The following is a 23730-nucleotide window of genomic DNA, read 5'->3' on the forward strand; positions in this document are numbered from 1 at the left end:
GTTAACTGCAATTCTTGTTGCAGGCCGGGGAGGCTGTGGTGGATTTCATCGAGAAGTTATTCGGCTTTTCGCCTGACGGTGGTTCAGGATCTTTCGAACTTCTTTTGATCCTTGCTCCGTTCCTAGTCGCTGCCATCTGGTTCTATATGCGTCGGCAACGACGCTGACGGCCCGAGACAGGCCGTGACACCGGTCCCCAAAATACTGGAATTTCTGAAGGCGATCGTTGACGCCTTCAGGCATTGGCCAGACAATCTGCGCCGGATAGCCGGGCAGATTTGCGCGCTCATCAGGTTGATGTGCGAAAGAGCCAAGCTTCCCAGCCGGCTCGATCGGAGCGGGCCGCAACGCTGCGTCAAGATCAGCGATCCCGCCTACAGGCGGCCAGACCCTTTGATCTACGCTCAGTATTATTTGATGGGCCAGGGCCTGGCTGTCACCTGGGACAATCCGGATATCGAGATCAAGCGCGGTGGCGTCACCGTACCGCCGCATATGCTGGAGCCAGATACCGAATATGAGGTCGTTGCGCGCATCTGGAACAACTCGACCGAGGCGCCGGTCGTCGACCTGCCCGTGAAGTTCTCCTATCTGAGTTTCGGCATCGGGACCACTTCGACCTGGATAGACGAGACAAAGACCGATCTCGGAGTCAAAGGCGGCGCAAATCATCCGGCCTTTGCTTCGGTCAAATGGCGCACGCCGGCCGAGCCGGGTCATTACTGCATCCAGGTGCTGCTCGACTGGCTGGACGACGTGAACCCCAACAACAACCTCGGGCAGGACAACACCACCGTCGGCGTCGCCCATTCCCCGGCAAAGTTCGAATTCCGTTTGCGCAACGGCGAACGGGAAAGGGCCGAGTTTCGGCTTGAAGCTGACACCTATGCATTGCCTGAATTGCCGGTCTGCGGCGAGCGGCCCCGCCCGAGGCCGTCACGGCGGCCGCTGCGCACCTTTCCCGGCACCATAGCGGCAGTGCCTGCCGGCCATACCCGCCGGGCACATCCCATCCCTGCCGGTTGGCTTGTCACCTTCGACCCGGCGCAAGCCGCCCTCGGTCCCGGAGAAGAGATTTCCGTCGCCGTCAATGTCGAGCCACCTACCGGCTTCACCGGCCGCAAGGCGGTCAACGTCCATGCCTTCTCGGCGCGCGGACTTGCCGGCGGCGTGACGCTTTATGTCGAACGGTAGGAACCGCCATGGCTTACCGGCGCTACACAAAATGCATTTCGGTCGGAAATCATATCGGCAAGCAATATGCGCAGGTGATCATTGCCGCTGCCGTGGTTGCGCTTCCGCTGATCCTGGTCGGCGTCGTTGCCGGACCGGCGGTCATGCTGGTCGCGCTCGCGGCCATCCTCGCATACTGCCGCTGGTGGCTCTACGATCGGCTGATCTGCCTCGGCGGCGACGAATGCGCTGTCGGCTGGCTTCTCAAGATCGATCCGCCCCAGGAGAAGTCCGGTCTCGATCGCTTCGACACCGACTACAGCCTCAATCTGGTTCCGGGAAACGTCTTCGAATTCACGTCGCAGGCCGAGGCCGAGAAGATCACGCCGTTCGGGCGGCTGATCGCCAACACGCCCGCGATCAAGAATGCGGGCCTCGATTGGCAGGGACTGGAGGCTCGTCAGTGGGCCAACGACGACCCTACCGCGGTGCTTCACTGCGAATTCGAAGGAGCCGGCGTCTACGATCTGATGATCGCATGCCTTGCCGCGATCCCCGTGGCCACCGCCGCGGCGGTGGCTTGCGCCATTCCCTTCTTCGGTTGGATCGCATGTGCGATCCTGACGGTCATCGCGGCCGCGATTGTCCTGGTCGGGGGCATCGTGGGGATTCTCGACACAGCCAATCCAACCGATGTCGACGAAAATCTCGGCGACCTTCACGTCAATGATCCGACAAGGCGAGGCGCCGACATCCTGTTCGTCAAGGGGACGTGGGTCTATGATTCCGCCCACGAAGGCTGGAATGAGATCCACCCGATCAAGCACTGTCAGAAGATCGGCACCTGGAACGGCAGTTGGAATGAATCTCCGGTTCCGGACGGCAGCTCTGCCCGCTGGTGCGAAGCCGTGAATTCGGCCGGCTCGCCGCTGACCGTCGCAGCCCAGCAGGATCCGGAAAACCAGTGGACCATCCACCCCGTCATCGATGGCTGCCGACGTGAATCCGAAACAACCGAGCCGGACCCCATTCGCTGATTTCCCGGACATATCCGGTGTGCATTCACCGTGCTGTGGCGAAGGATCTGGCCACGGTCACGGCATGAAGAATTCGCTTGAGCTCAACCGCGGTTGAGGTCCTAGACAGCTTTCCGACGTCAATCGGGAGAGCGATTTTGAGTGAGGATTCGAACAACAGGGTGGATTGGCGGGCGCTGTGGGCGAGCGGCGATCTGGCGCGGTTTTGCTTCATCAATCTCGGCATCCTGCTTTACGCCACCAACGAGACGATGGTGGCGACGGTGATGCCGGCGATGGTCGGCGAACTCGACGGCGTGCAGCTCGTCGGCTGGTCGCTGGCGATCTACGAGCTTGGCGCCATCACCGCCGGCGCCGCGGCCGGACGGCTCGTCAGCTATGTCAGCCTGCGCAGCAACATGGCGGTCGCCGCCACCCTCTACGCGGCCGGCGCGCTGTTGAGCGCCGTCGCGCCCTCGATGACCCAGTTCCTCGCCGGGCGGCTGATCGAAGGCTTCGGCGGCGGCGCGCTGGTGTCGCTTGCCTTCGTCTCCGTCGAGCGGCTCTTTCCGCGCAGCATCTGGCCCCAGCTTTTCGGCGTGATGTCGGCGATCTGGGGCATCGCCGCCTTCAGCGGCCCGATGATCGGGGCGATCATGGTCGAGCTTCTGTCCTGGCGCTGGGCGGTCGGCATCTTCACGCTGGGCGGCATCGCGGTTGCGCTTGCCAGCCTCACCGTTCTCAACACCGCCGGCGCGTCGCGTCCGCAGGTTTCGGCCGATGCCGCGCCGCCCTTCCCCTATGGCGCGCTCGCCTGCCTTGCCGTCAGCGTGGTGCTGATCGCGACCGCCGGCGTCGACATAGCCCTGCTCCGCTCGTCGCTGCTGCTTTGCCTTGGCCTGATCGGCCTGGCGCTGTTCGTCAGGGTCGATGGGCTGAGACCCCGGTCGCGCCTGTTCCCGTCAGATCTGTTTTCATGGCGCGCGCCGCTCGGCACCGGCATGACCATGGTCGCCGCCTTTTCGGTGGCGACCTGTTCCTTTGGCATATACGGGCCGCTGCTTCTGACCACGCTGCACGACATACCTCTGCTCACCAGCGGCTACATCATCGCCGCCGAGTCGATCTCATGGTCGATACTGTCGATCCTCGTCGCCAATGCCCCGCCGGAACGCGAACGCTCGATCATCCTCGTCGGCGCGCTGATGATTGCATGCGGAATTGCCGGCTTCGCCTATACGATCCCTGCCGGCTCGATCCCGCTGATCCTGCTCTGCGCCCTTTTGCAGGGCGGCGGCTTCGGTATCGCCTGGCCGTTCCTGACCCGCATCATCGTGGCGTCGGCGGCGCCGGACGAGCAAACCATCGCCTCGGCCGCAGTGCCGACCATGCAGCGCATCGGCTATGCCGTCGGCGCCGCGCTTGCCGGCATCATCGCCAATGCCAGCGGCTTCTCCGAAGGGCTGAACCGGGAAGCGGCCGCTTCCGTCGCCAGTTGGCTGTACCTGGCCTTCGTGCCGCTCGGCGTGTTCGGCTGCCTGGCGGCGCTGAGGATCTTCTCCACAGCGAACCGGCCGCGACTTGCGGCGGGTTGACTGCGGCGACGGCAACGACCGAAACGCGGGCTTGCCGCTCAGACCACGACAGTTTGCTGCAGCCGCTCGGCAATCAGCGCGGCGAGCCGCGCCGCCACCTCGTCCTTGCCCATTTCCGGCCATTCCTCGACACCGGTCCTGGAGACGATGCGCACCTTGTTGCGGTCGCCGCCCATCACGCCGGACGGCCCGATGCCGCTTTCATGCGAGACGTCATTGGCGACGATGAAGTCCGCGCCCTTTTTCTTGAGCTTGGCCTCGGCATTGGCGATCAGATCCTGCGTCTCGGCGGCGAAGCCGACGATGAGGCCCGGCCGCTGCGCGTGATGGCCGATGCCGGCCAGGATGTCCGGGTTCTCGACCATCTCCAGCGAAGGCGGCCCCTCGCCAGCCACCTTCTTGATCTTCTCGCCGGCGGCGTTGGCGGTGCGCCAGTCGGCGACCGCCGCGACAAACACGGCGGCATCCGCCGGCAGCAGGCGCTCGACCGCGTCCTTCATCTGGGCAGCTGTTTCGACATGCGTGGTCACGACGCCGGCCGGATCGGCGATGGTGACCGGACCGGAAACCAGCCGCACATCGGCGCCGAGCTTCGCCAGCGCGGCCGCTATCGCGTGGCCCTGCTTGCCCGAGGAGCGGTTGGCGATGTAGCGCACCGGGTCGATCGGCTCATGCGTCGGCCCGGAGGTGACGATGATCCTGCGGCCGGCAAGCGGCTTCGGCTTCTCGTCGAGCATGGCTTCGATCGCGGCGACGATCTCCAGCGGTTCGGCCATGCGGCCCTCACCCGCTTCGTGGCTTTCCGCCATCTCGCCCTTGGCGGGACCGACAAAGGCGATGCCGTCCTTCAGCAAAGTCGCCCGGTTGCGGCGCGTGGCAGCATGCGCCCACATTTTCGGGTTCATCGCCGGCGCCATCAGCACCTTCTTGTCGGTGGCAAGAAGCACCGTCGAGGCAAGGTCGTTGGCATGGCCATTGGCGAGCTTCGCCATCAAATCGGCGGTGGCCGGCGCCACCACCAGCAAGTCGGCTTCGCGCGACAGCCTTATATGGCCGACATCGTGCTCGTCCTTGCGGTCGAACAGCTCGGTGAAGACATGATCGGCCGAAAGCGCGCCGACCGAAAGCGTGGTGACGAATTCCTGCGCGGCCGACGTCATCACCACCCGCACCGACGCGCCACGCTCGCGCAGCCGCCGGATGAGGTCGAGCGCCTTGTAGGCGGCGATGCCGCCGCCGATGATGAGCAGGATGCGCTTGCCGGAAAGAGTCATGCTCCCTCCCAAGGATTGACTATGTTAATGCCACAATCAACAAAGTCGGCCACATTCCTTGTCACCACAGCAAAACTCCGACAGAGAGCAACCGAGGCGATCTGCGCGTCAAATTCACGAATAGGATGCCCCAGAACCCGTCTCTTCGAAACAATCTCTGCGTACGCCTCAGCCTCACGATCTCCGAACGCAAGCACAGGGGTCTTGAGCTTCATCGTGAAAAACGCCCCGATCACGCTACCCAGAGCAGCCTTACGCTTCCCATCCGGCATATTTGCCAGGACTACGAGCAGTTCCGCTTTGGTCATCGCCGTGACGTAAGAGCGCCTCCCAAACGAACTTTCCATCCAAGCGGCTACTCCCGCATCTGGCTGCGGCTTGAAAGTTTCCGAAATAACGTTCGTATCCAGCACGAACATGGTCAATCGAATTTTGGCGGCTCGCGCGCGGGGCCACGCTCCGGCAGCTCAATATCGAAGCCGCCATGAGGCTCAACTAGCCGACGAATCGCTGCGTAAAGTGACTCGCCGTGCACATCATAACCCGACCCGTCCGACAAAACGCTCTTGGCGAGAACACTACGCGCTTCCTCCTCCATCGAGACTCCTCTTACTGCAGCTCGCTCACGAAGTTTTTGCTTCACGCTGTCATCGAGATTGCGGATCGTAAGTGTGCCCATATCTCTGCTCCTTACCCTGCAAGGTAGGACATAAAAGAGCTGCTTTCAATGACAGCAATGCTTGCATTGCTGTCATTGAAACGATCACAGCAATTTCCAGGCGATGTAGATCAGCGTCAGCGCGATCACCCATAGCGCCACGCGGCCGGAGCGGGTGTGGCGCGCTTCGGCCTTGCCGATGGCGCGGGCCGTCGCTTCGTCGAAGCGCAGGCCGTTCTCGGCCATCAGGTCGATCTCGCGCGACAGCCGGTCGGTACGGGCGGCAAGGTCCGGCGCCTGCCGTGCCAGCGTCAATAGCGCCTTGGCGCCGTCGCGCGCGTCGGTGAGCATGCCGCGCGGGCCGAGATTGCCCGCGATCCAGTCGCTGACCACAGGCTCGGAAGTCTTCCACATGTTGAAAGCCGGATCGAGCGTGCGGGCGACGCCTTCGACCACCACCATGGTCTTTTGCAAAAGCACCAATTCGGTCCGCGTCGCCATATCGAACAGCTCGGTGACTTCGAACAGCAGCGTCAGCAACTTCGCCATCGAAATGGTCTCGGCCGACTGGCCGTGGATCGGCTCACCGATGGCGCGGATCGCCTGCGCGAAGGCCGAGACATTGTGCTGACGCGGCACATAGCCCGCCTCGAAATGCACCTCCGCGACGCGCTGATAGTCGCGCACGATGAAGCCGTAGAGGATTTCGGCGAGGAAGCGTCGCTCCTTCTTGCCGAGCCGGCCTGCAATGCCGAGATCGACGGCGACGATGGTGCCATTGGTTTCGACGAACAGGTTGCCCGGATGCATGTCGGCATGGAAGAAGCCGTCGCGCAACGTGTGCCTGAGGAAGGACTGGACCAGATTGGCGGCGATCGCCTTGAGGTTGTGACCGGCATTGGCAAGGCCGGCGATGTCGTTCATCTTGGTGCCGTCGATCCACTCCATGGTGAGCACATCGCGGCCGGTGCGCTCCCAGTCAACCGCAGGCACACGAAAGCCCGGATCGTCCTTGGTGTTCTCGCCGAGTTCCGAAAGTGCGGCCGCCTCGAGCCTCAAGTCCATCTCGACCTTGGTGGTCTGCGCCAGCGTCTGGGTCACCTCGACCGGACGCAGCCGGCGCGACGAGGGGATGTATCTCTCCTGCAGGTGGGCAGCGAGGAAATAGCTTTCGAGATCCTGGAAGAAGCGGCGGCGCACGCCGGGCCGGATCACCTTCACTGCGACGCGCGACGTCGTTCCGTCACGAGCCACGTCGGCGCCATGCACCTGCGCGATCGAGGCGGCGGCAACGGGATCCCCGAAGCTCGAGTAGAGATCGTCTATTCGGCGTCCGAGCGAGGCTTCGATCGCATGGACCGCTTCCGCTTTCGGGAAGGTGTGCATCTTGTCCTGCAGCAGCGCGAGGTCGAGCGCCATGTCGTTGCCGACGACATCGGGCCGCGTCGCCAGGAACTGGCCGAGCTTGACGTAGGAGGGTCCAAGCCGCACCACCGCTCGCGCCAGCCTGTCGCCGCGCTGATAGCTCAGCGCCCGGCGGCGGGTAAAAAGCCGCGCCACGCGCCAGCCGAATTTCGGCATGCCGGACAGTTCTTCGCCAGGCAACGCCGCGACGACGCCCTCGCGGACTAGCACCCAGCCGGCCCTGGCGAGCCGAAAGGCGGCGGCGACGCTGCTCATAGCCCTGCCTGTGTCAAAGGGGCCTGCTGCAAGGGGCCGCGCCTCAAAGCTTCCAGCCGGAATGAAGGGCGGCGATGCCGCCCGAATAGTTGCGGAACGTGACGCGGTCGAAGCCGGCGCGGCTAATCATCGCCGCGAAATTCTGCTGGTTGGGGAATTTGCGGATGGATTCGACAAGGTAGGAATAGGGCTCGCCATCGCCGGTGACCGCCTTGCCGATCCTGGGGATCGCATTGAACGACCAAGCCTCATAGGCCTTGTCGAGCAGCGGCATGTCGACCTCGGAGAATTCGAGGCAGAGCAATCGCCCACCCCGCTTCAGCACGCGATAGGCTTCACCAAGGGCGACTTCGATGCGCGGCACGTTGCGAATGCCGAACGCGATCGTATAGGCGTCGAAGGACTCATCATTGAAAGGCAATTCCTCGGCATTGGCCTCGACAAAGTCGGTGTTTGCCGCAAGGCCCTGCTTCTCGGCGCGGTCGCGGCCGACGGCCAGCATCGAGCCATTGATGTCGAGCACCGTGGCATGGGCCTGTCGCTGACTGGCCTCGACGATGCGGAAGGCGATATCGCCGGTGCCCCCGGCGACGTCGAGCACCTTCCAGCCCACCTTTTTGGGAGGGTTCAGCCAGGCGACCATCGCGTCCTTCCACAACCGATGCAACCCAGCCGACATCAGATCGTTCATCAGATCGTATCGATTGGCCACCTTGTGGAAGACGTCGTTGACGAGGGGCTGCTTCTCGCCTTCCCCGACCCTCCTGAAACCATAGGAGGTTTCCATGCCGCCCGCGGCCGTGGTTCTCTCAACTGACATTATTTTGATCCGTCATAAAACCGGCGGGACCATAGCCGATCGATGGTGCCGACGCTATTGTCCAAGGCGCGGTTTTCGGCCGCGCCTTCAAAACCCGGCAGGGAAAGGTCACGCATGATTTTCCGGCCAGAATCTGCGCGAGAGCAGCATATCGGACGAGATGACCGCATGATCTTGAAGGCCGAACTGCATTGCCACATCGAAGGGGCGGCGGCGCCCGAGCTCGTCGTCAGCCAGGCCCGCAAATATGGCAAGGACCCTTCCCCCTATATCCAGGAAGGCTCCTTCGTCTGGCACGATTTCACCTCGTTTCTGGCCGCCTACGATTTCGCTTCCGACCTGTTTCGCACCGAAGAGGACTATGCGCGCCTCGCCGACTATTACCTGACCAGCCTCGCCCGCGACGGCGCCATCTATTCCGAGGTTTTCACCTCGCCGGACCATGCCAAAAAGGCCGGCCTGTCGCCGAAAGCCTATACGGACGCGCTGGGCGAAGGCATGACCCGCGCCAAGGCCAAGACCGGCATCGAGGGCCGCATGATCGTCACCGGCGTGCGCCATTTCGGGGTCGAGGCGATCGAGCAGGCGGCGCGCTTCGCGGCGCGCTGCGGCCATCCGCTGGTGACCGGCTTTGGCGTCGCCGGCGACGAGCGCATCGGCGACTTCGAGGACTATGTGCGCGCCTTCGAGATCGCGCGCGAAGCGGGCCTCGGCATCACCGTCCATGCCGGCGAGTTGATGGGCTGGGAAAGTGTCAAGGCGGCCCTCGACCACATCCGCCCGTCACGCATCGGCCATGGCGTTCGCGCCATCGAAAACCCGGATCTCGTCCGCCGCATCGCCGCCGAGGGCGTGGTGCTGGAATGCTGCCCGGGCTCCAACATCGCGCTGAAGGTGTTCGACAGCTTCGCCGACCATCCCTTTCCGGCGCTGCGCGCCGCCGGCTGCAAGGTGACGCTCAACTCCGACGACCCGCCCTATTTCTGGACCTCGCTGAAGCGCGAATACGATATCGCGGCCGAGCATTTCGCCATGAACGACAAGGCGCTCGCAGAGATCACCAGGACGGCCATCGAGGCGGCCTTCGTGGACAAGAAGACCAAGGTGATGCTGCTAGGCCGGTTGGACGTGAAGGTGCGGTGAGTGAGTAGGGAGTAGTCGGGAGTCAGTAGTTATGGATTTGGCCGAGCGCGCATAGATCGGTTGAAGGCCAGAGCTTTCCCCGAGGCGAGGACTCGCAAATCGGCTCACTATTCACTACTCACTACTGACTACTACCCCGAACCAGTCGGAGCACATCATGCAGGGCGTCACCGTCGTCGACCACCCCCTCGTCCAGCACAAGCTGACCATCATGCGCAAGAAGGAGACCTCGACGGCAGGTTTCCGGCGGCTGCTGCGCGAGATTTCACTTCTGCTCGGCTATGAGGTGACCCGCAATCTCGAACTGACCACGACCATGATCGAGACGCCGATCGAGGAGATGGAGGCGCCGACGCTGGAAGGCAAGAAGCTGGTTTTCGCCTCGGTGCTGCGCGCCGGCAACGGCCTGCTCGAGGGCCTGCTCGACCTGGTGCCGGCGGCACGCGTCGCCCATATCGGCCTCTACCGCGACCATGAGACGCTGGAAGCGGTCGAGTATTTCTTCAAGGCGCCGAGCGATCTCGCCGACCGCCTGGTGATCGTCGTCGATCCGATGCTGGCGACCGCCAATTCCGCGATCGCCGCGATCGACAAGCTGAAGGGCCGCGGCGCCACCAACATCCGGTTCCTCTGCCTGCTTGCCGCCCCCGAAGGCATCGAGCGCTTCACCAAGGCGCATCCGGACGTGCCGATCTTCACCGCCTCGATAGACCGGCAGTTGAACGACAAGGGCTACATCATGCCCGGCCTTGGCGACGCCGGCGACCGCATGTACGGCACAAAATGAGCGCATCCGTTTACCACGCGTTTACACAACCGCGCGGTTCCGGCGCACGTTAAGGCGGAAAACACCACGTCGGCGCAAGGATGCGACCTCGATTTAAGGGGCATCCATGCTGCGCAAGCTTCTTATCCTTGGCATCTTTGCCGGAACCTCGGCTTCGATTCCGATCGTCTATCAGGCGAATCCGCATCTGGTGGACGGCTTGCTGAAATCGACCGTCGCCTCGCAGCCGGCTGCGCCGAAGGCAGAGCCGCAGGTCAATCTCGCTTCGGTCCCGGACAAGCCGGCGACGCCAATGCCGCTCGGCCGCCAGGTGCTGGTCAATGCCGACGGGCGCGGTCACTTCACGTCGCAGTTCAAGCTCAACGGCCGCCAGATCGACGGCATGATCGACACCGGCGCGACGCTGGTCGCCATCAACACCTCGACCGCCCGCAGGATCGGCATCTCGCTCAACCCGTCCGACTTCAATCGCCAGGTGAACACCGCCAACGGGGCGATCAAGGCCGCCGTGGTGACGGTCGACCGCCTGCAGATCGGCAAGATCTCTGTCGACAACGTCCAGGCGATGGTGCTCGACGACAGGGCGCTGCAGACCAACCTGATCGGCATGAGCTTCCTGCAGCGCCTGCAGAAATACCAGGTCCAGGACGGCTCGCTGCTGCTCGTTCAGTAAGGCCGATCAGCGAGGCAATATCCGCCTGAGCACGGTCTTATCGGCAGGCGGCTTGGAAGCCCCGATCGCATAGGCGGCACGCACGGCGGCCGCTGCTGCCCCGGCCTGGGCGTCGGTGCGGGCATGCACCAGCGCCAGTGCCTCACCCGCGCGCGCCTCGGCGCCGACCGGCAACAGCCTGGTCAGACCGACGGCACGATCGATCTTGTCGTCGGGACGGGAACGCCCGCCACCGAGCGTGACGACGGCAAGCCCGATATCGCGCGTGGCGATGCCGGTCACGAACCCATCCTGTTCCGCTTTCACGGCCAATTCGACCGGCGCTGTCGGCAGATACTTTTCCGGTTTCTCGATGAAATCGCCGGGACCGCCAAGCACCGCCACCATTCGCGCGAAGACGGCTGCCGCACGGCCTCCGGCAAGCGCCTCGGTGGCGCGCCTGATACCGTCCTGGTGAGACGAGACGAGCCCCGCCGACTGCAGCATCTCGGCCGCCAGCGCCAGCGTAACGTCCTCCAGCCGGCGGTCGCGATATCGGCCGGTGAGGAAATCGACGGCATTTCGCACCTCGACCGCGTTGCCGGCCGCCGAAGCCAGCGGCTCGTTCATGCCCGTCACCAGCGCGGATGCATTCAGGCCGGCGCCATTGGCGACCTCGACCAGGCTGTTCGCCAGCGCGACCGCATCGCGCGACTTTTCCATGAAGGCGCCGTTGCCGACCTTGACGTCGAGCACCAGCGAGCCCAAGCCCGCGGCAAGCTTCTTCGATAGGATCGAGGCGGTGATCAGCGGGACCGATTCGACGGTTCCCGTCACGTCGCGGATCGTGTAGAGCCTGCGGTCGGCGGGTGCCAAATCGGCGGTCTGGCCGATGATGGCGCAACCAGTCTCGAGCACCGTCTTGCGGAAAAGCGCCACGTCCGGCTGGCTGGCATAGCCAGGGATGGCATCCATCTTGTCCAGCGTGCCGCCGGTGTGGCCGAGGCCACGGCCCGATATCATCGGCACATAGGCGCCGCAGGCGGCGACGATCGGCGCCAGCATCAGCGAGACATTGTCGCCGACGCCGCCGGTCGAATGCTTGTCGGTGACCGGCCCCGGCAGGTCGGACCAGTCGAGCACGTCGCCGGAATCGCGCATGGCGAGCGTCAGCGCCACCGCCTCCTCGCGGCTCATGCCGTTGAGGAACACTGCCATGGCGAAAGCGCCGACCTGGCCCTCGGCGATGGTGCCGGCCGTCAGCCCTGCGACGAAGGCCGCGATCTCGTCGGCCGAGAGTCTGTGGCCGTCGCGCTTGCGGCGGATGATCTCCTGCGGCAGCATCAGTCGGGCAAGCCGTCCTGGAAGACGCGCCGCAGGATCGTCGCCAGCCGCGCGCCGCCGACCGGCGCCATGTCCTTGGTTTCCTGGTGCGAGAGCTCTGCTCCGGTCATGCCGGCCGCCAGGTTGGTGATCACCGAGCAGGCGGCCACTTTCAGACCCAGGAACCGGGCGAGGATGACCTCCGGCACGGTCGACATGCCGACTGCCGTCGCGCCCATGACGCGCGCCATGCGGATCTCGGCCGGTGTCTCGAAGCAGGGTCCGGAAAACCACATATAGACGCCCTGGTGCAATGCCGTGCCGGTCGCCTTCGCCGCCTTCTCGATCGCGCCGCGCAAGCCGGCATCGTAGGCCTCGGTGAGACCGACGAAGCGGCGGTCGCTCGGCTCGCCGATCAACGGGTTGGAGCCGGAGAAATTGATGTGATCGGTGATCAGCATCACCGAGCCCGGCCCCATTTCAGGATCGACGGAGCCGGCGGCATTGGTGAGTATCAGATGCGATATGCCGATGCCGGCAAGCACCTCCAGCGCCGGCCGCATCGCCGCGGCATTGCCATGCTCGTAATAATGCGCGCGCCCCGACAGCATCAGCACCGGCGTGCCGGCGAAATACCCGGCAACCACCTCGCCGGCATGGCCGGAAACACCGCTGCGTGGGAAGCCCGGCAGTTCGGCATAGGAGATGCGCCTGGCATGCTTGACCTGGTCGACCAGACCGCCAAGGCCCGAGCCCAGCACAAGCGCGGCCGCGGGCGCCAGCCCGTCCAGCTTCTCGACCAGATGATCCAGCGCTTCCTTCATTTCAACCCGCTCTTCATTTCAAGATGTCGCCCCTGAAGCCGTAAGGCAGCATGTCGCCCATGGTCACGGTCTCGGCCACGCCGGCGTTGTCGCACAGATAGAGCTTCGTGTCCGGCCGGCAGAATTCCGCCAGCCGTTGCCGGCAGCCGCCGCAGGGCGAGCATTTGGCCATGCGTTCGGCAATCACCGCAATCTCGACGATCCTGCCGCCGCCGCCCATGATGTAGTGGCCGAGCGCCGTCGTCTCGGCGCACCAGCCTTCCGGATAGGACGCTACCTCGATGTTGGCGCCGGTGAAGACGCGCCCGTCCTCGGTGCGCAACGCCGCACCCACCGGGAATTTCGAATAGGGCGCATAGGCCTTGGCCATCGCCGTCTTCGCCGCCTCGAACAGATCATGCGACATCCGGTTCTTCTCTCCCACGATCTTGTTCAAATGCCGGTCGCCGCCGGGCGAAAATCCAGCCTCAGCGTTCCTTGACATAAGGCACGCCGCCGGCGCGCGGCGGGATGGCCTTGCCGATGAAGCCGGCGAGCAGGATGACGGTCAGCACATAGGGCAGCGCCTGCATGAACTGCGCCGGAACCTTGCCGACAATAGGCAGCGGCGAGCCCTGCAGGCGGATCGATGCCGCGTCGAGAAAGCCGAACAGAAGGCAGGCGAACATGGCGTTGACCGGCTTCCATTTGGCGAAGATCAGCGCGGCAAGCGCGATATAGCCCTTGCCCGCGGTCATGTCTTTCACGAAACCGCCATTCTGCACCATGGAAAGATAGGCGCCCGCGACGCCGGTAAGCACGCCGGTGCAGATCAGCGCCCGATAGCGCAGCCACGCGACCGAGATGCCGGCGGTGTCGACGGCGGCCGGATTTTCGCCGACGGCGCGCATCCTCAGCCCGAAGCGGGTGCGAAACAGCACCCACCAGGTGAACGGCACCATGGCGAAGGCGAAGTAGACCAGGATCGAGTGGCCGGAGATCAGCTCGGCATAGATCGGGCCGATGATCGGCACGTCCTTGATCGCGTCGGCGCCGGGCCAGGTGATCGCTGCGAAGCGTTCGCCCGGCTGCAGTGCCGGCGTGCGCCCGCCCTGCTGGAACCAGGCCTGGCCGAGGATGATGGTCGATCCGGCGGCGATGAAGTTGATGGCCACGCCGGACACGATCTGGTTGCCGCGATGCGTGATCGAGGCGAAGCCGTGCACCAGGGCGAATGCAACCGAGATCAGCACCGCCATGCCGAGGCCGATCAGCGCCGAATGGAAGACGGCGGCGGCCGAAGCGCCGGCAAAGGCGCCGACCAGCATCTTGCCTTCGAGCCCGATGTCGAAGATGCCGGCTCGTTCCGAATAGAGGCCCGCCAGGCAGGCGAGCAGCAGCGGCACCGAAAGGCGGATGGTCGAATCCAGCACCTGGACGATGGCGTTGAAAATGTCCATCTCAGGCCCCCTTCCCGTTCACTGCCTGCATGCCGACCGATTTCGGACTGACCGAGGCGAACAGCGCCTGGATGTAGGGCCTGAACATGTGTTCCAGCGCGCCGGCGAAGAGAATCACCAAACCCTGGATGATGACGATCATGTCGCGGCTGATCGCCGGCATCTCGAAGGCGAGCTCGGCGCCGCCCTGGTAGAGCATGCCGAACAGGATCGCCGCCAAGACGATGCCGACCGGATGCAGCCTGCCCATCAGCGCGACCGCGATGCCGACATAGCCGGCGCCGGACACGAAATCGATCGCGACATTGTGCTGGTCGCCCATGACAGGGTTGAGCGCCATCATGCCGGCCAGCGCGCCCGAGATCATCATCGCGGTGATGATGATGCGGGTTTCCGAAATGCCGGCGTAGCGCGCCGCCTTCGGGCTGTGGCCATAGGTGCGCATCTCGTAGCCGAGCCTCGTGCGCCAGATCAAAAGCCAGACCAGGAAAGCCATGACCAGCGCCAGCAGGAAGCAGATGTTGAGCGGCGCGGAACGGATCTTGGCACCGAACAATTCGATGATCCAGTTGAGCTTCGGCAGTTCGGCGCCGGCGAGGAAATTGCGCGTCTGCGGCGCCTGCGAGCCGGCCGGCTTCAGCGCGCCGACCAGCAGGTAGACCATCACCGAGGCGGCGATGAAGTTGAACATGATGGTGGTGATGACGATGTGCGAGCCGCGCTTGGCTTGCAGATAGGCCGGGATCAGCCCCCACAGCGCGCCGAACGCCGCCGCGGCCACGATCGCGATCGGGAAGATCACCCACCAGGGCAGTACGCTGTCGAGGCTCAGGCAAACAAGCGCGATGCCGAGGCCGCCTATATAGGCCTGCCCCTCGGTGCCGATGTTGAACAGGCTGCAATGCGCCGCCACCGCCACGGAAAGGCCGGTGAAGATGAAGGTCGTGGCGTAAAACAAAGTGAAGGCGATGCCCGTGCCCTTGCCGAAGGCGCCCTCGACCAGGATGGCGGCGGCGCGGAACGGGTTTTCGCCGACCAGCATGACGACGAAGCCGGCGACGATGAAGGCGACCGACAGGTTGATCAACGGAATCAATCCATAATCGGCCCAGGCCGGCAATTTGGCGTAAGGCGTGCTCATTCGGCGGCCTCCTGGTGCTCGACGCCGGCCATCAACAGGCCAAGCTCGCCTTCGGTCGCGTCCGGGCCGCGCTCGCCGACGACACGGCCGGCAAACATCACCAGGATGCGGTCGGACAGCGAGCGGATCTCGTCGAGCTCGACCGAGACCACCAGCACCGCCTTGCCCTGGTCGCGCATGGCGATCAGCCGCTTGTGGATGAATTCGATGGCGCCGACATCGACGCCGCGCGTCGGCTGGCCGACGATCAGCACGCCCGGGTCCTGCTCCATCTCCCTGGCCAGCACGATCTTCTGCTGGTTGCCGCCGGAGAAGTTCGCCGTCTTCAGCCGCGGATTGCTTGGACGGATGTCGTATTTTTCGATCTTGTCCTTGGCATCGGCCATGATGGCATCGATGTCGAGGAACGGCCCCTTCAAATAGCGCTCGTCGTCGTGATAGCCGAGGATCGAGTTCTCGTTTTCCTCGAAGGCGAGCACCAGTCCGACATGGTGACGGTCTTCCGGCACATGGGCGAGTCCGCGGTCGCGTAGTTCGCCGGGATCGGCCTTGCCGGTGAGGTCGATCGGCTTGCCGTCGAGCATCACCTCGCCGGAGACCGCATGCCGGATGCCGGAGATCGCCTCGAGCAGCTCGGACTGGCCGTTGCCGGCAACGCCGGCGATGCCGACGATCTCGCCGCCGCGCACGTCGAAGGAGACATTGTCGACCATGGTGACGCCGCGCGAATCCTTGACCGTCAGGTTCTTGACCGAGAGTTTTACCGCGCCGGCTTCCGACTGGCCCTTCTCGACCCTGAGCAACACCCGCCGGCCGACCATCAGTTCGGCCAATTCGCCGACCGTGGTTTCCTTCGTCACCCGGGTCGCCACCATCGTGCCTTGGCGCATCACCGACACCGTGTCGGTGATCGCCATGATCTCGCGCAGCTTGTGCGTGATGAGCACGATGGTTTTGCCCTGCTCCTTCAATTGCTTGAGGATGCGGAAAAGGTGATCGGCCTCGGCCGGCGTCAACACGCCCGTCGGCTCGTCGAGGATCAGGATCTCGGCGCCGCGATAGAGCGCCTTGAGGATTTCGACGCGCTGCTGCAGGCCGACCGGCAGCTCTTCGATGACGGCGTCGGGATCGACCTCGAGGCCGTATTCGCGCTCCAGCCGGTCAAGCTCCGAGCGCGCCTTGGCGATGCTGCTCTTCAACAGCGCATCGTTTTCGGCGCCGAGGATGATGTTCTCCAGCACTGTGAAATTGTCGACCAGCATGAAATGCTGGTGCACCATGCCGATGCCGAGCGCGATTGCGTCGTTGGAGGTGCTGATCGACACCGGCTTGCCGCCGACGCGGATCTCGCCGCTATCGGCCTGGTAGAAGCCGTAGAGGATCGACATCAGCGTCGACTTGCCGGCGCCGTTCTCGCCGACAATGCCGTGGATCGTGCCGCGCGCGACTTCCAGGTTGATGTCGCGGTTGGCGCGCACCGCGCCAAAGCTCTTGTTGATGCCTATGAGCTCGATTGCGGCTTGCGCCATGCAGCCTGTTCCCACTGTTATTTTTTTATCGCTTGGTCAAAATGCCTAGCATGATGCCCCGCTTATGCCAATCGGCCGTTCACTCTCGACAAATCCCCGCGTCCTTGTCAATTTCGAACCTGAGCAGGTTCCGCAAAAGTGTCCCACGGTTTTGCGATCTGAACCTGCGAAAACCAACAGAGCTAAGCAGATATTCGTGGGGCATCCCACGAATATCTGCTTAGCTGGAGGCTTCACATTCGCAAGGATCGGTTTTGCATGGCCATGCCTGACGATCGGCTGACGACGTTGGAAATCCGCGCCGCCGAGCAGGAGAAGACCATCGAGGAGCTGTCCGGCCAGATCGCCGAACAGTGGAAGGTGATCGAGCGTATGGAGCGCAAGCTCGCAGCCCTGACCGGCCGCTTCCTCGAATTGGAGGAGCAGTCCGCCTCCGATGTGCCGGTGACCAAGCCGCCGCATTGGTGAGGAGCCATGGGGAAAGACGGCCATGTCCAGTGAAAGCGACCGCGTCGCTCGAGCCGGCGATTATGTCTTTGGCTTGATGAACGACAGGGAACGCGCCCGCGCCGAACGCGACCTCGAGATCGATCCCGCCTTTCGCGACACGGTGCTGCGGCTGGCCGAACGCCTGCGCGCCTTCGATCCCGCGAGACCTGAAGCGCGCGGCGATCGCTGGGAACTGGTCACGCAACGCCTTGCCGAACTGCCGCAAATGCAGACGCGGCTGGCTGGCGTCGGCGTCCCGGAGACGGAACCGCCGCCGCCGATGATCCACCGGCTCGAGCGGAAGCCCTACGGTGTCGGCCTGCATTCGCTTGGCGGCAGGCTGGGCTTCGTCATCGCGCTTGCCCTGGTGGCGGCCTTTGCGCTCGGCTATCTCGCCGGCACGCTATAAAGGCAATTCCAGGAAAAGTGCGGGCGGTTGGGCTCGGCGCCTTCGTCGTAGCCTTCCGTCCGGAATTGCGTCAAAGCAGTGACTTCGACATCAGAAGCATCGGCGCGCCGTCCTGCTCGAAGGTCTCGACCGCCGTCCATCCAAGCGCCTCGTAGAAGCCGCGCGCCTGCCAGGTATAAAGGTAGAGCGTGCCGATACCGGCAGACGCCGCATGAGACTCGACGGTTCTGACCAGCGCCGTGCCGACGCCCCCGCCTCGATAGACTTCCTCGACGATCAGTCCGGCCAGCCATGGCGTCAGATCGTGCGGCGAACTGATTTCGTCGCGGACGAGCAGGCAGCTCCCGATCGGCCGGCCGCGGTCGCGGGCGACAAAGGCCGCCTCGAAGCCGTCGCCGGCGATCAGCCCGCGCAGCCCGGCCAGGTCCTCGTCGAGTGTCCGATCCGTACCCTCAAAGAAAGCCTCGAGCCGAAGCCGCGCCAGTGGCTCGACGTCGCCTTCGGCCATGGCTTCGATTGCCGGTCGCATCGTGCCGTCTCCAAAACAAAACCGCCGGGCATTGGCCCGGCGGTTCGAACCCCAGAGCAATTCCAGGAAAAGTGCGTAGCGGTTTTCCGCCCGGAATTGCGTGAAAACAAAAGCTAGAGCGGTTCAATCACTGAACCGCTCCGGCTCAGCTGCCGATCAATAGGGGCAGGCGTTGTCGGCGGTGTAGTCGTGCACCTGGACCTTGCCAGCGATGATGTCGGCCTTGGCCTTTTCGACGGCCGCTTTCATCTCATCGGTCACCAGCGCCTTGTTGTTGTCGTCCATGGCGTAGTCCACGCCGCCTTCCTTGAGGCCGAGATTCTCCAGACCACCCTTGAAGGTGCCGTTCTTGCCGTCCATGAAGGTGTTGTAGACGGCGACGTCGACGCGCTTCATCATCGAGGTCAGCACCTTGCCGGGCTGCAGGCCATTCTGGTTGGAATCGACGCCGATGCCGAGCTTGCCGGCATCCGCCGCCGCCTGCAGCACGCCGACGCCGGTGCCGCCGGCAGCGGCATAGACCACGTCGGCGCCCTGATCGATCTGCGTCTTGGCGATCTCGCCGCCCTTGGCCGGGTCGTTCCAGGCGGCCGGCGTATCGCCGGTCATGTTCTGGATGACATCGGTCGCGCCGGCCGACTTGGCGCCGCCGACATAGCCGCATTCGAACTTGCGGATCAGCGGGATATCCATGCCGCCGATGAAGCCCACCTTCTTCGACTTCGACGCCATCGCCGCCAGGATGCCGACGAGGTAGGAGCCTTCGTTCTCCTTGAACACCAGCGAGCGGACATTGGGCAGGTCGACGGCATCGTCGATGATGGCGAAGTTGAGGTCGGGATAATCTTTCGCGACCGCTTTCAGCGCGTCCTCCCAGGCAAAGCCCGCCATGACGATCGGGTTGCGGCCGTCCTCGGCGAAGCGGCGCAGCGCCTGTTCGCGCTGCGAGGCGTTGGAGACTTCGAATTCGACATAGGCGACGCCGGTTTCCTTCTTGAACTTCTCGGCGCCGTTATAGGCGGCCTCGTTGAAGGATTTGTCGAACTTGCCGCCCAGATCATAGAGGATGGCCGGCTGCACGTCCGCGGCGAAAGTCGGAAGAACCATTGCGGTTGCGGCCAGAAGGCCGAGAACGATACGTTTCATGTGATCCACACCCTGTCGGTTATTTTTCCGTTTTTGCACCGCCTGCTCGCCCGGTTCTCCGGCGGGCTGGCGAGGCCAGGCAGGAAGTGTTTGACCCTCCCGCTCGCGGTCAATCTGGCACGGCGCGAAACAAAATTCACGTGGAATTTTGACCTGTTGGAAAAAGCGGTTACCGGCGATCCGGCACGTCTCTTAAAAGCAATTCCAGGAAAAGTGTGTTGTGGTTTGCATGCGGAATTGCGTCAGAACAAAAGCCTTCAAGGGCTTGGAGCGAATTCCGCGCCGCGGCGCTTGCGCCGGTAGCCGATGGCGTAGAGCAGGAAGGCAAGCACCGCGAACACCGCGAAACCGGGTTGCGCGAGCACCCAGGCGACCGCGCCGTCCCAGACCAGAGGGTTTGCCTTGGCGCGCACGAAAGTCTCGAAAGCCGCGCGGGTATCGGGCGAGACCGCGAGCCAGCTTGCGTTGAGCGGTGTCATCACCAGCGACGACGCTGCGACCGAGCGTGTCGTGTCGATCACCGCCATGATGACGGCGATCGACAGCGCAACCATGGCTGCCAGCCGAAAGATGAAACGCAACATCGACGCTCTCCCCGGGAAAGCTCCCGTCTACCCCGCAATCGACATAGAGCGTGCGTGGTTCCCGCGCAATCGCGGCCCGTGAAATTAGCGAGCCCGCGCCGGCCCGCGCCGGTTCACCCGCCAGACGGCGAAAATACCGCCGGCGATCGCGCCGACGATCAGGCCGCCCAGGCCGACAAAAGCCGCGAAAAATCCGCAGGCGCCCTCGAAGCAGCTCATATGCGTCAGGTCCGCGATCAGCGAACCGGCGAAGAACCCGGCGCAGGCGCCGATCGCGCCGCCAAGGATGATGCCGAGCAGCGCGGCAAGGATCGAGACAAAGACCGGCGGCCGCTCGGTCTCCGGATTGGCGTAGATCGTGTCCGCGCCGGCCCCGTTGCGCAGGAGATAGATGCAGAGCAGGCCGATGGCGATCTCGGCCACGGTGAAGCCCAGCGCTTCGACCGAGAAGGCGAAGCTGTAAAACACATAGGCCTGGCGCACGAGGAGCCAGACGATGATGGCGATTTGCCAGATCGTGTAATGGCGCGGGAAGCGGGCCGACCGGTTGAAGGCAAGGCCAAGCAGGTACAGCCCCCACAGGATGGTGATGACGCCGCCGGTCAAGCCGCCATAGACCAGGAAGAACACGCTGTCGGGCAGGCTAAAGTCGCCGATCAGCCGCCAGGAGGAGATCAGCCCGTAGGCAGACAGCCCCATGACGATGACGAGCCACGCCACCGGGATGAAGGACAGGCCGCCGTCCGGCCGCCCCGCGGGTTGCTGGTCGATCGATGCCATGTCGGAACGACGCCCCTCGCCCAAGCAATTCCAGGAAGGCCGCCTGCCGGCTTTCGTCGGGATTGCAAAACCGAACCGGCAATTCCAGGAAAGCCCGCAACCGTTCACCGGGATTGCATGATTAACGGCAGTCGACAGCCGGGCGCAGGCGAAGTCAAGCGTTGCCGGAGGGGGCGATCGGCCTGTACACATCATTCGAACGCATCGCCCTTCCCCGCCTTTGCGCCATACACGGCAAAAGCCGCGGCAACGCCAATATGGCTTGGCATTCGCTTTCGGATCGACTAGATGAGCCCCGCGCCTGTTTGCCTAGACGGCTAGCGGTGCCGGGAAGGTTGCCCGCCGGTTGAAGGCACCAGATGTCCGTTGAGGACTTCCCACGGGAGCATCTCCCCAACCCGCGCGGCGAAACCGGCCGACGCGAGATGCTAAGACGGAGAGGTGGCCGAGTGGTTGAAGGCGCACGCCTGGAAAGTGTGTTTACGGGAAACCGTAACGCGGGTTCGAATCCCGCTCTCTCCGCCATAATTTTCCTAATAAATTTAACGATTTCAATAACTTAGAACAATAGACGGGCACCTCAAGGCTGAAACATCGTTGATCTGTGTAACAAACTGCCAAAAAGCCAGTTGGTCCGCCAAAATATCACGGAGGCAATCTGGCCACTGTTAGCAGGACAAATCCGACGCGCCCGAATACTCCAAGTCTGTTCATTCCGTCGGTAACGGCACCAGGTCGGGCCGCAGGACAAATTCCTCCAACCCGTCGTCGAGTAGTGGCGGTTCCTCCTCGGCCTCCTGCTTCGGCTCGACCATCAGAAGACCAACGACGATCAGCGCCAAGGAGACCCAGGTGAGCGCCGGTATGGCTTCACCCAACAACAGCATGCTCCAGCCTATGCCGGCTGTGGTGACCGCGTAGGCGTTCTGGCTTGCGAATACGGCGCCTGTGCTGGAGATCAGCGCGATGAAAAGCAGCATTGCCAGATTGCCGGCAACCGCCATTAGAACGACGATCACGCCAAGCTTTCCGGTCAATAGATCAAGCGGGATGAAGTCCCGATAGAAGGCCGCCAGCGGCATCAGCATCAAAACCGAAGCAACAAGGGTGATGCCGAACAGAGCGACGCTATCGATAGCAGCAGGCTTGCGCTCCGAGAGGTAGATATCCTCGGTCGCGTAAGTGATCGGGATGACGAGTGCAATGGCAAGCCACAACCAGCTGGTAGCCATTTCCGCCGGCTCTCCATAGAGGAGTATGATGAAGATGCCGACGAGACCCAATCCAAGTCCCAAAAACCGCTTCAGGTTAGGCGCTTCCGTCCGCATCAAGGCAGCGAACAGGAATACGGAGAATCCCTCCAGGACGATGACAATGGAGACGATGAAGGCGGGAAGCTTGCTTGCCAACCAATAGACCAGCACCTGATTGATCACCGAACTGATGAACGCAAGGATGAGGATGAACTTCCAATCCGAGCGCGTAAGATCAGCCAGGCGCGGCATTGTCCCGCGCTTGATGCTTATCCCGACGCAGAATACTGCCCCAATGACGTCAATAAGGATCGCCAGCCCTATCGGATGAGCTTCAACGAGTGAAGCCATCTTCGAGAGTGGCACGACAAGGCCCCACAGTCCTCCGCAGGCCAACAGCAGCAATGCGCCACGGAATGTGCGGATATTCTGCCGCATCTTGCGCTCGCGCTCATAGACCTTCTGGGCCATCGTAGCGAAAACCGTGGCGAGCTTGCCTAAGCCATCCGGGCGGCCTGCCACATCGCGGATGCCGAGCTTTGAAGGGTTGAACCTCCCGCTTTCCAAGGTCGCGGCCGCCTTCGTCAGCTTGGCCACCTGCCGCAAGTATTCTTTCTCGATGTCGCGCAGTCTCTTCTTCTCGATGCAGGTGGAAACCCGTGCCTTGAGAAGCGCGAGTTCAAAATCCTTGGGCAGGAAATCCTCGGCGCCCAATTCGATCGCCTTGACGACGCTGCTCATCTCATCGTCGAGCGCGGAAATCACGATGATCGGCACATCCCGCGTTCTGGACGACGCCTTGAGACCCTTCAGCACCTCGAAGCCGTCCATCACCGGCATCATGATATCGAGAAGGATGAGGTCGAAATTATCGGTGGCGAGCAAATCGAGCGCCGCCCGGCCGCTCTCCACCGCCTCGGCTTCGTGTCCGAGAACCTCGACCGATTTCTTGAGCTTGATCCTTATGGTCCGGGAGTCGTCAACAATGAGGATCCTACCAGGGCTGCTCACGCTATTCTCCCAGCTTGAAGATTTTTCGGAGCTCCGTGACGGCGGCGTCGAAGGCGCGCTGCGCGTTGTCGATTTCCGCCAAATCCGCCGGCTCCCCACTTGCGCACCGCGCCTCCACCTGGGCACAGATTTGGCTGAGTTCGGCCGCCCCCATATCCCGCGCGTTGGATTTCATGGAATGGGCAGCCCGCCGAGTGACTGCCAGGTCGGAAGCCCGAGCCGACGACCACATGTCCAGCATGATGGATGGCCCCTCTTCGAGAAAGGACTCCACGAGCTCTACAAGATCAGCCTCTTCGCCACCGACAAGCTCGCGCAGCTTGTCCAGTGCCCCTTTGTCGATCGCCACGACATCCCCGATGTGCGTTTCTTCCGACTATAACCAGTGACCGCGAGTTTCTTCCGGTACTGGTGAAGTAAGACCGAAATCGAACCCCCTGATTGGATTTGTGAGAGTTCCACCGCGCTCAAAAGC

25 protein-coding genes and 1 tRNA gene are annotated in these 23730 nt (G+C 63.3%); 9 read left to right on the top strand and 17 right to left on the bottom strand.

The window, feature by feature from the left end; translation table 11 throughout:
* Positions 1-393 precede the first annotated feature (393 nt).
* The 3 genes from FJW07_RS24945 to FJW07_RS24955 all read left to right on the top strand — a co-directional run bounded on the left by FJW07_RS24945 (position 394) and on the right by FJW07_RS24955 (position 3784).
* Positions 394-1194 carry a hypothetical protein gene (locus FJW07_RS24945; protein WP_140859154.1) on the top strand — a complete coding sequence of 267 codons (801 nt, stop codon included), beginning with the start codon at positions 394-396 and terminating at the stop codon, positions 1192-1194.
* An 8-nt stretch (positions 1195-1202) separates the two neighbouring features.
* The gene (locus tag FJW07_RS24950) at positions 1203-2210 is read left to right on the top strand and encodes a hypothetical protein (protein ID WP_140859155.1); all 1008 of its coding nucleotides are present in this window, start codon (positions 1203-1205) and stop codon (positions 2208-2210) included.
* Positions 2211-2347: 137 nt separating this feature from the next.
* Positions 2348-3784: an MFS transporter gene (locus FJW07_RS24955; RefSeq protein ID WP_140859156.1), complete on the top strand. Its 1437-nt coding sequence runs from the start codon at positions 2348-2350 to the stop codon at positions 3782-3784.
* Positions 3785-3822: 38 nt separating this feature from the next.
* Here FJW07_RS24955 and coaBC read toward each other — a convergent pair whose 3' ends face one another.
* The 5 genes from coaBC to ubiE all read right to left on the bottom strand — a co-directional run bounded on the left by coaBC (position 3823) and on the right by ubiE (position 8216).
* A complete protein-coding gene (gene coaBC / locus FJW07_RS24960) occupies positions 3823-5058 on the bottom strand; it encodes a bifunctional phosphopantothenoylcysteine decarboxylase/phosphopantothenate--cysteine ligase CoaBC (protein WP_140784385.1) in 1236 nt (411 codons plus the stop codon).
* Positions 5055-5477: a type II toxin-antitoxin system VapC family toxin gene (locus FJW07_RS24965; protein ID WP_140642418.1), complete on the bottom strand. Its 423-nt coding sequence runs from the start codon at positions 5475-5477 to the stop codon at positions 5055-5057. Before FJW07_RS24965 ends, coaBC begins: the two co-directional genes overlap by 4 nt.
* A 2-nt stretch (positions 5478-5479) precedes the next feature.
* Positions 5480-5737 (bottom strand): plasmid stabilization protein, encoded by a 258-nt coding sequence (locus tag FJW07_RS24970; protein ID WP_140642420.1) that lies wholly within the window; start codon positions 5735-5737, stop codon positions 5480-5482.
* An 84-nt stretch (positions 5738-5821) separates the two neighbouring features.
* Positions 5822-7396, bottom strand: a complete 1575-nt coding sequence (ubiB, locus tag FJW07_RS24975; RefSeq protein WP_140859157.1) for a 2-polyprenylphenol 6-hydroxylase — start codon at positions 7394-7396, stop codon at positions 5822-5824.
* Positions 7397-7439: 43 nt separating this feature from the next.
* Positions 7440-8216: a bifunctional demethylmenaquinone methyltransferase/2-methoxy-6-polyprenyl-1,4-benzoquinol methylase UbiE gene (gene ubiE, locus FJW07_RS24980; protein WP_140859158.1), complete on the bottom strand. Its 777-nt coding sequence runs from the start codon at positions 8214-8216 to the stop codon at positions 7440-7442.
* A 168-nt stretch (positions 8217-8384) separates the two neighbouring features.
* Here ubiE and FJW07_RS24985 point away from each other — a divergent pair, with 168 nt between their 5' ends.
* The 3 genes from FJW07_RS24985 (at position 8385) to FJW07_RS24995 (ending at position 10819) form a co-directional block, all read left to right on the top strand.
* On the top strand, positions 8385-9359 hold the full coding sequence (locus FJW07_RS24985) for an adenosine deaminase (RefSeq protein WP_140859159.1): 975 nt from the start codon (positions 8385-8387) through the stop codon (positions 9357-9359).
* A gap of 157 nt (positions 9360-9516) precedes the next feature.
* Entirely contained in the window at positions 9517-10146 is a 630-nt protein-coding gene (gene upp / locus FJW07_RS24990) for a uracil phosphoribosyltransferase (RefSeq protein WP_027165262.1), read from the top strand.
* Positions 10147-10252: 106 nt separating this feature from the next.
* Positions 10253-10819 carry a TIGR02281 family clan AA aspartic protease gene (locus FJW07_RS24995; RefSeq protein ID WP_140642428.1) on the top strand — a complete coding sequence of 189 codons (567 nt, stop codon included), beginning with the start codon at positions 10253-10255 and terminating at the stop codon, positions 10817-10819.
* A gap of 6 nt (positions 10820-10825) precedes the next feature.
* On the opposite strand, the gene deoA is transcribed toward FJW07_RS24995, so the two are convergent.
* From deoA to FJW07_RS25025, 6 genes are all read right to left on the bottom strand, one after another.
* Positions 10826-12142 (bottom strand): thymidine phosphorylase, encoded by a 1317-nt coding sequence (gene deoA, locus FJW07_RS25000; RefSeq protein WP_140859160.1) that lies wholly within the window; start codon positions 12140-12142, stop codon positions 10826-10828.
* Positions 12142-12945, bottom strand: a complete 804-nt coding sequence (locus FJW07_RS25005) for a purine-nucleoside phosphorylase (protein ID WP_140859161.1) — start codon at positions 12943-12945, stop codon at positions 12142-12144. Before FJW07_RS25005 ends, deoA begins: the two co-directional genes overlap by 1 nt.
* A 13-nt stretch (positions 12946-12958) precedes the next feature.
* Entirely contained in the window at positions 12959-13351 is a 393-nt protein-coding gene (gene cdd, locus FJW07_RS25010; protein WP_095766692.1) for a cytidine deaminase, read from the bottom strand.
* A 61-nt stretch (positions 13352-13412) separates the two neighbouring features.
* Positions 13413-14384 (bottom strand): ABC transporter permease, encoded by a 972-nt coding sequence (locus tag FJW07_RS25015; RefSeq protein ID WP_140642435.1) that lies wholly within the window; start codon positions 14382-14384, stop codon positions 13413-13415.
* A 1-nt stretch (position 14385) separates the two neighbouring features.
* Positions 14386-15525, bottom strand: a complete 1140-nt coding sequence (locus tag FJW07_RS25020) for an ABC transporter permease (RefSeq protein ID WP_140706806.1) — start codon at positions 15523-15525, stop codon at positions 14386-14388.
* Entirely contained in the window at positions 15522-17054 is a 1533-nt protein-coding gene (locus FJW07_RS25025; RefSeq protein ID WP_140651393.1) for an ABC transporter ATP-binding protein, read from the bottom strand. Before FJW07_RS25025 ends, FJW07_RS25020 begins: the two co-directional genes overlap by 4 nt.
* 258 nt (positions 17055-17312) lie before the next feature.
* On the opposite strand from FJW07_RS25025, the gene FJW07_RS25030 reads away from it, so the two are divergent.
* The gene (locus FJW07_RS25030; protein ID WP_140859162.1) at positions 17313-17522 is read left to right on the top strand and encodes a SlyX family protein; all 210 of its coding nucleotides are present in this window, start codon (positions 17313-17315) and stop codon (positions 17520-17522) included.
* 22 nt (positions 17523-17544) lie between these two features.
* The gene (locus FJW07_RS25035; protein ID WP_140859163.1) at positions 17545-17952 is read left to right on the top strand and encodes a hypothetical protein; all 408 of its coding nucleotides are present in this window, start codon (positions 17545-17547) and stop codon (positions 17950-17952) included.
* 70 nt (positions 17953-18022) lie between these two features.
* Here the strand turns inward: FJW07_RS25035 and FJW07_RS25040 are convergent, their stop codons facing one another.
* The 4 genes from FJW07_RS25040 to FJW07_RS25055 form a co-directional block, all read right to left on the bottom strand.
* Entirely contained in the window at positions 18023-18481 is a 459-nt protein-coding gene (locus FJW07_RS25040) for a GNAT family N-acetyltransferase (RefSeq protein WP_140859164.1), read from the bottom strand.
* A 156-nt stretch (positions 18482-18637) separates the two neighbouring features.
* Positions 18638-19627, bottom strand: a complete 990-nt coding sequence (locus FJW07_RS25045; protein WP_140859165.1) for a BMP family ABC transporter substrate-binding protein — start codon at positions 19625-19627, stop codon at positions 18638-18640.
* Between the two features lie 257 nt (positions 19628-19884).
* Complete coding sequence (locus FJW07_RS25050; RefSeq protein WP_140642450.1) at positions 19885-20211, bottom strand: hypothetical protein; 327 nt, start codon at positions 20209-20211, stop codon at positions 19885-19887.
* 84 nt (positions 20212-20295) lie between these two features.
* Positions 20296-20991, bottom strand: a complete 696-nt coding sequence (locus FJW07_RS25055) for a DUF2569 family protein (RefSeq protein WP_140642452.1) — start codon at positions 20989-20991, stop codon at positions 20296-20298.
* A 435-nt stretch (positions 20992-21426) separates the two neighbouring features.
* Between FJW07_RS25055 and FJW07_RS25060 the strand changes: the two genes are divergently transcribed.
* Positions 21427-21516: transfer RNA gene (locus FJW07_RS25060), tRNA-Ser, on the top strand.
* Between the two features lie 185 nt (positions 21517-21701).
* On the opposite strand, the gene FJW07_RS25065 is transcribed toward FJW07_RS25060, so the two are convergent.
* Positions 21702-23255: a response regulator gene (locus FJW07_RS25065; protein ID WP_181182710.1), complete on the bottom strand. Its 1554-nt coding sequence runs from the start codon at positions 23253-23255 to the stop codon at positions 21702-21704.
* Between the two features lies 1 nt (position 23256).
* Complete coding sequence (locus FJW07_RS25070) at positions 23257-23604, bottom strand: Hpt domain-containing protein (protein ID WP_140859167.1); 348 nt, start codon at positions 23602-23604, stop codon at positions 23257-23259.
* Positions 23605-23730 lie beyond the last annotated feature (126 nt).

The sequence above is a fragment of the Mesorhizobium sp. B3-1-9 genome (assembly GCF_006439595.1).
Taxonomy (GTDB): Bacteria; Pseudomonadota; Alphaproteobacteria; order Rhizobiales; family Rhizobiaceae; genus Mesorhizobium.

Bases quoted from the DNA above. Each gene is read 5' to 3' on its own strand.
- FJW07_RS25055 (WP_140642452.1), bottom strand. From the start codon at position 20,991: ATGGCATCGATCGACCAGCAACCCGCGGGGCGGCCGGACGGCGGCCTG.
- FJW07_RS25040 (WP_140859164.1), bottom strand. From the start codon at position 18,481: ATGCGACCGGCAATCGAAGCCATGGCCGAAGGCGACGTCGAGCCACTG.
- FJW07_RS25030 (WP_140859162.1), top strand. From the start codon at position 17,313: ATGGCCATGCCTGACGATCGGCTGACGACGTTGGAAATCCGCGCCGCC.
- FJW07_RS24965 (WP_140642418.1), bottom strand. From the start codon at position 5,477: ATGTTCGTGCTGGATACGAACGTTATTTCGGAAACTTTCAAGCCGCAG.
- FJW07_RS24985 (WP_140859159.1), top strand. From the start codon at position 8,385: ATGATCTTGAAGGCCGAACTGCATTGCCACATCGAAGGGGCGGCGGCG.
- coaBC (WP_140784385.1), bottom strand. From the start codon at position 5,058: ATGACTCTTTCCGGCAAGCGCATCCTGCTCATCATCGGCGGCGGCATC.
- FJW07_RS24950 (WP_140859155.1), top strand. From the start codon at position 1,203: ATGGCTTACCGGCGCTACACAAAATGCATTTCGGTCGGAAATCATATC.
- FJW07_RS25020 (WP_140706806.1), bottom strand. From the start codon at position 15,525: ATGAGCACGCCTTACGCCAAATTGCCGGCCTGGGCCGATTATGGATTG.
- FJW07_RS24995 (WP_140642428.1), top strand. From the start codon at position 10,253: ATGCTGCGCAAGCTTCTTATCCTTGGCATCTTTGCCGGAACCTCGGCT.
- FJW07_RS25035 (WP_140859163.1), top strand. From the start codon at position 17,545: ATGTCCAGTGAAAGCGACCGCGTCGCTCGAGCCGGCGATTATGTCTTT.
- FJW07_RS25005 (WP_140859161.1), bottom strand. From the start codon at position 12,945: ATGAAGGAAGCGCTGGATCATCTGGTCGAGAAGCTGGACGGGCTGGCG.
- FJW07_RS25015 (WP_140642435.1), bottom strand. From the start codon at position 14,384: ATGGACATTTTCAACGCCATCGTCCAGGTGCTGGATTCGACCATCCGC.
- FJW07_RS24970 (WP_140642420.1), bottom strand. From the start codon at position 5,737: ATGGGCACACTTACGATCCGCAATCTCGATGACAGCGTGAAGCAAAAA.
- deoA (WP_140859160.1), bottom strand. From the start codon at position 12,142: ATGCTGCCGCAGGAGATCATCCGCCGCAAGCGCGACGGCCACAGACTC.
- cdd (WP_095766692.1), bottom strand. From the start codon at position 13,351: ATGTCGCATGATCTGTTCGAGGCGGCGAAGACGGCGATGGCCAAGGCC.
- upp (WP_027165262.1), top strand. From the start codon at position 9,517: ATGCAGGGCGTCACCGTCGTCGACCACCCCCTCGTCCAGCACAAGCTG.
- FJW07_RS25025 (WP_140651393.1), bottom strand. From the start codon at position 17,054: ATGGCGCAAGCCGCAATCGAGCTCATAGGCATCAACAAGAGCTTTGGC.
- ubiE (WP_140859158.1), bottom strand. From the start codon at position 8,216: ATGTCAGTTGAGAGAACCACGGCCGCGGGCGGCATGGAAACCTCCTAT.
- FJW07_RS25045 (WP_140859165.1), bottom strand. From the start codon at position 19,627: ATGAAACGTATCGTTCTCGGCCTTCTGGCCGCAACCGCAATGGTTCTT.
- ubiB (WP_140859157.1), bottom strand. From the start codon at position 7,396: ATGAGCAGCGTCGCCGCCGCCTTTCGGCTCGCCAGGGCCGGCTGGGTG.
- FJW07_RS25050 (WP_140642450.1), bottom strand. From the start codon at position 20,211: ATGTTGCGTTTCATCTTTCGGCTGGCAGCCATGGTTGCGCTGTCGATC.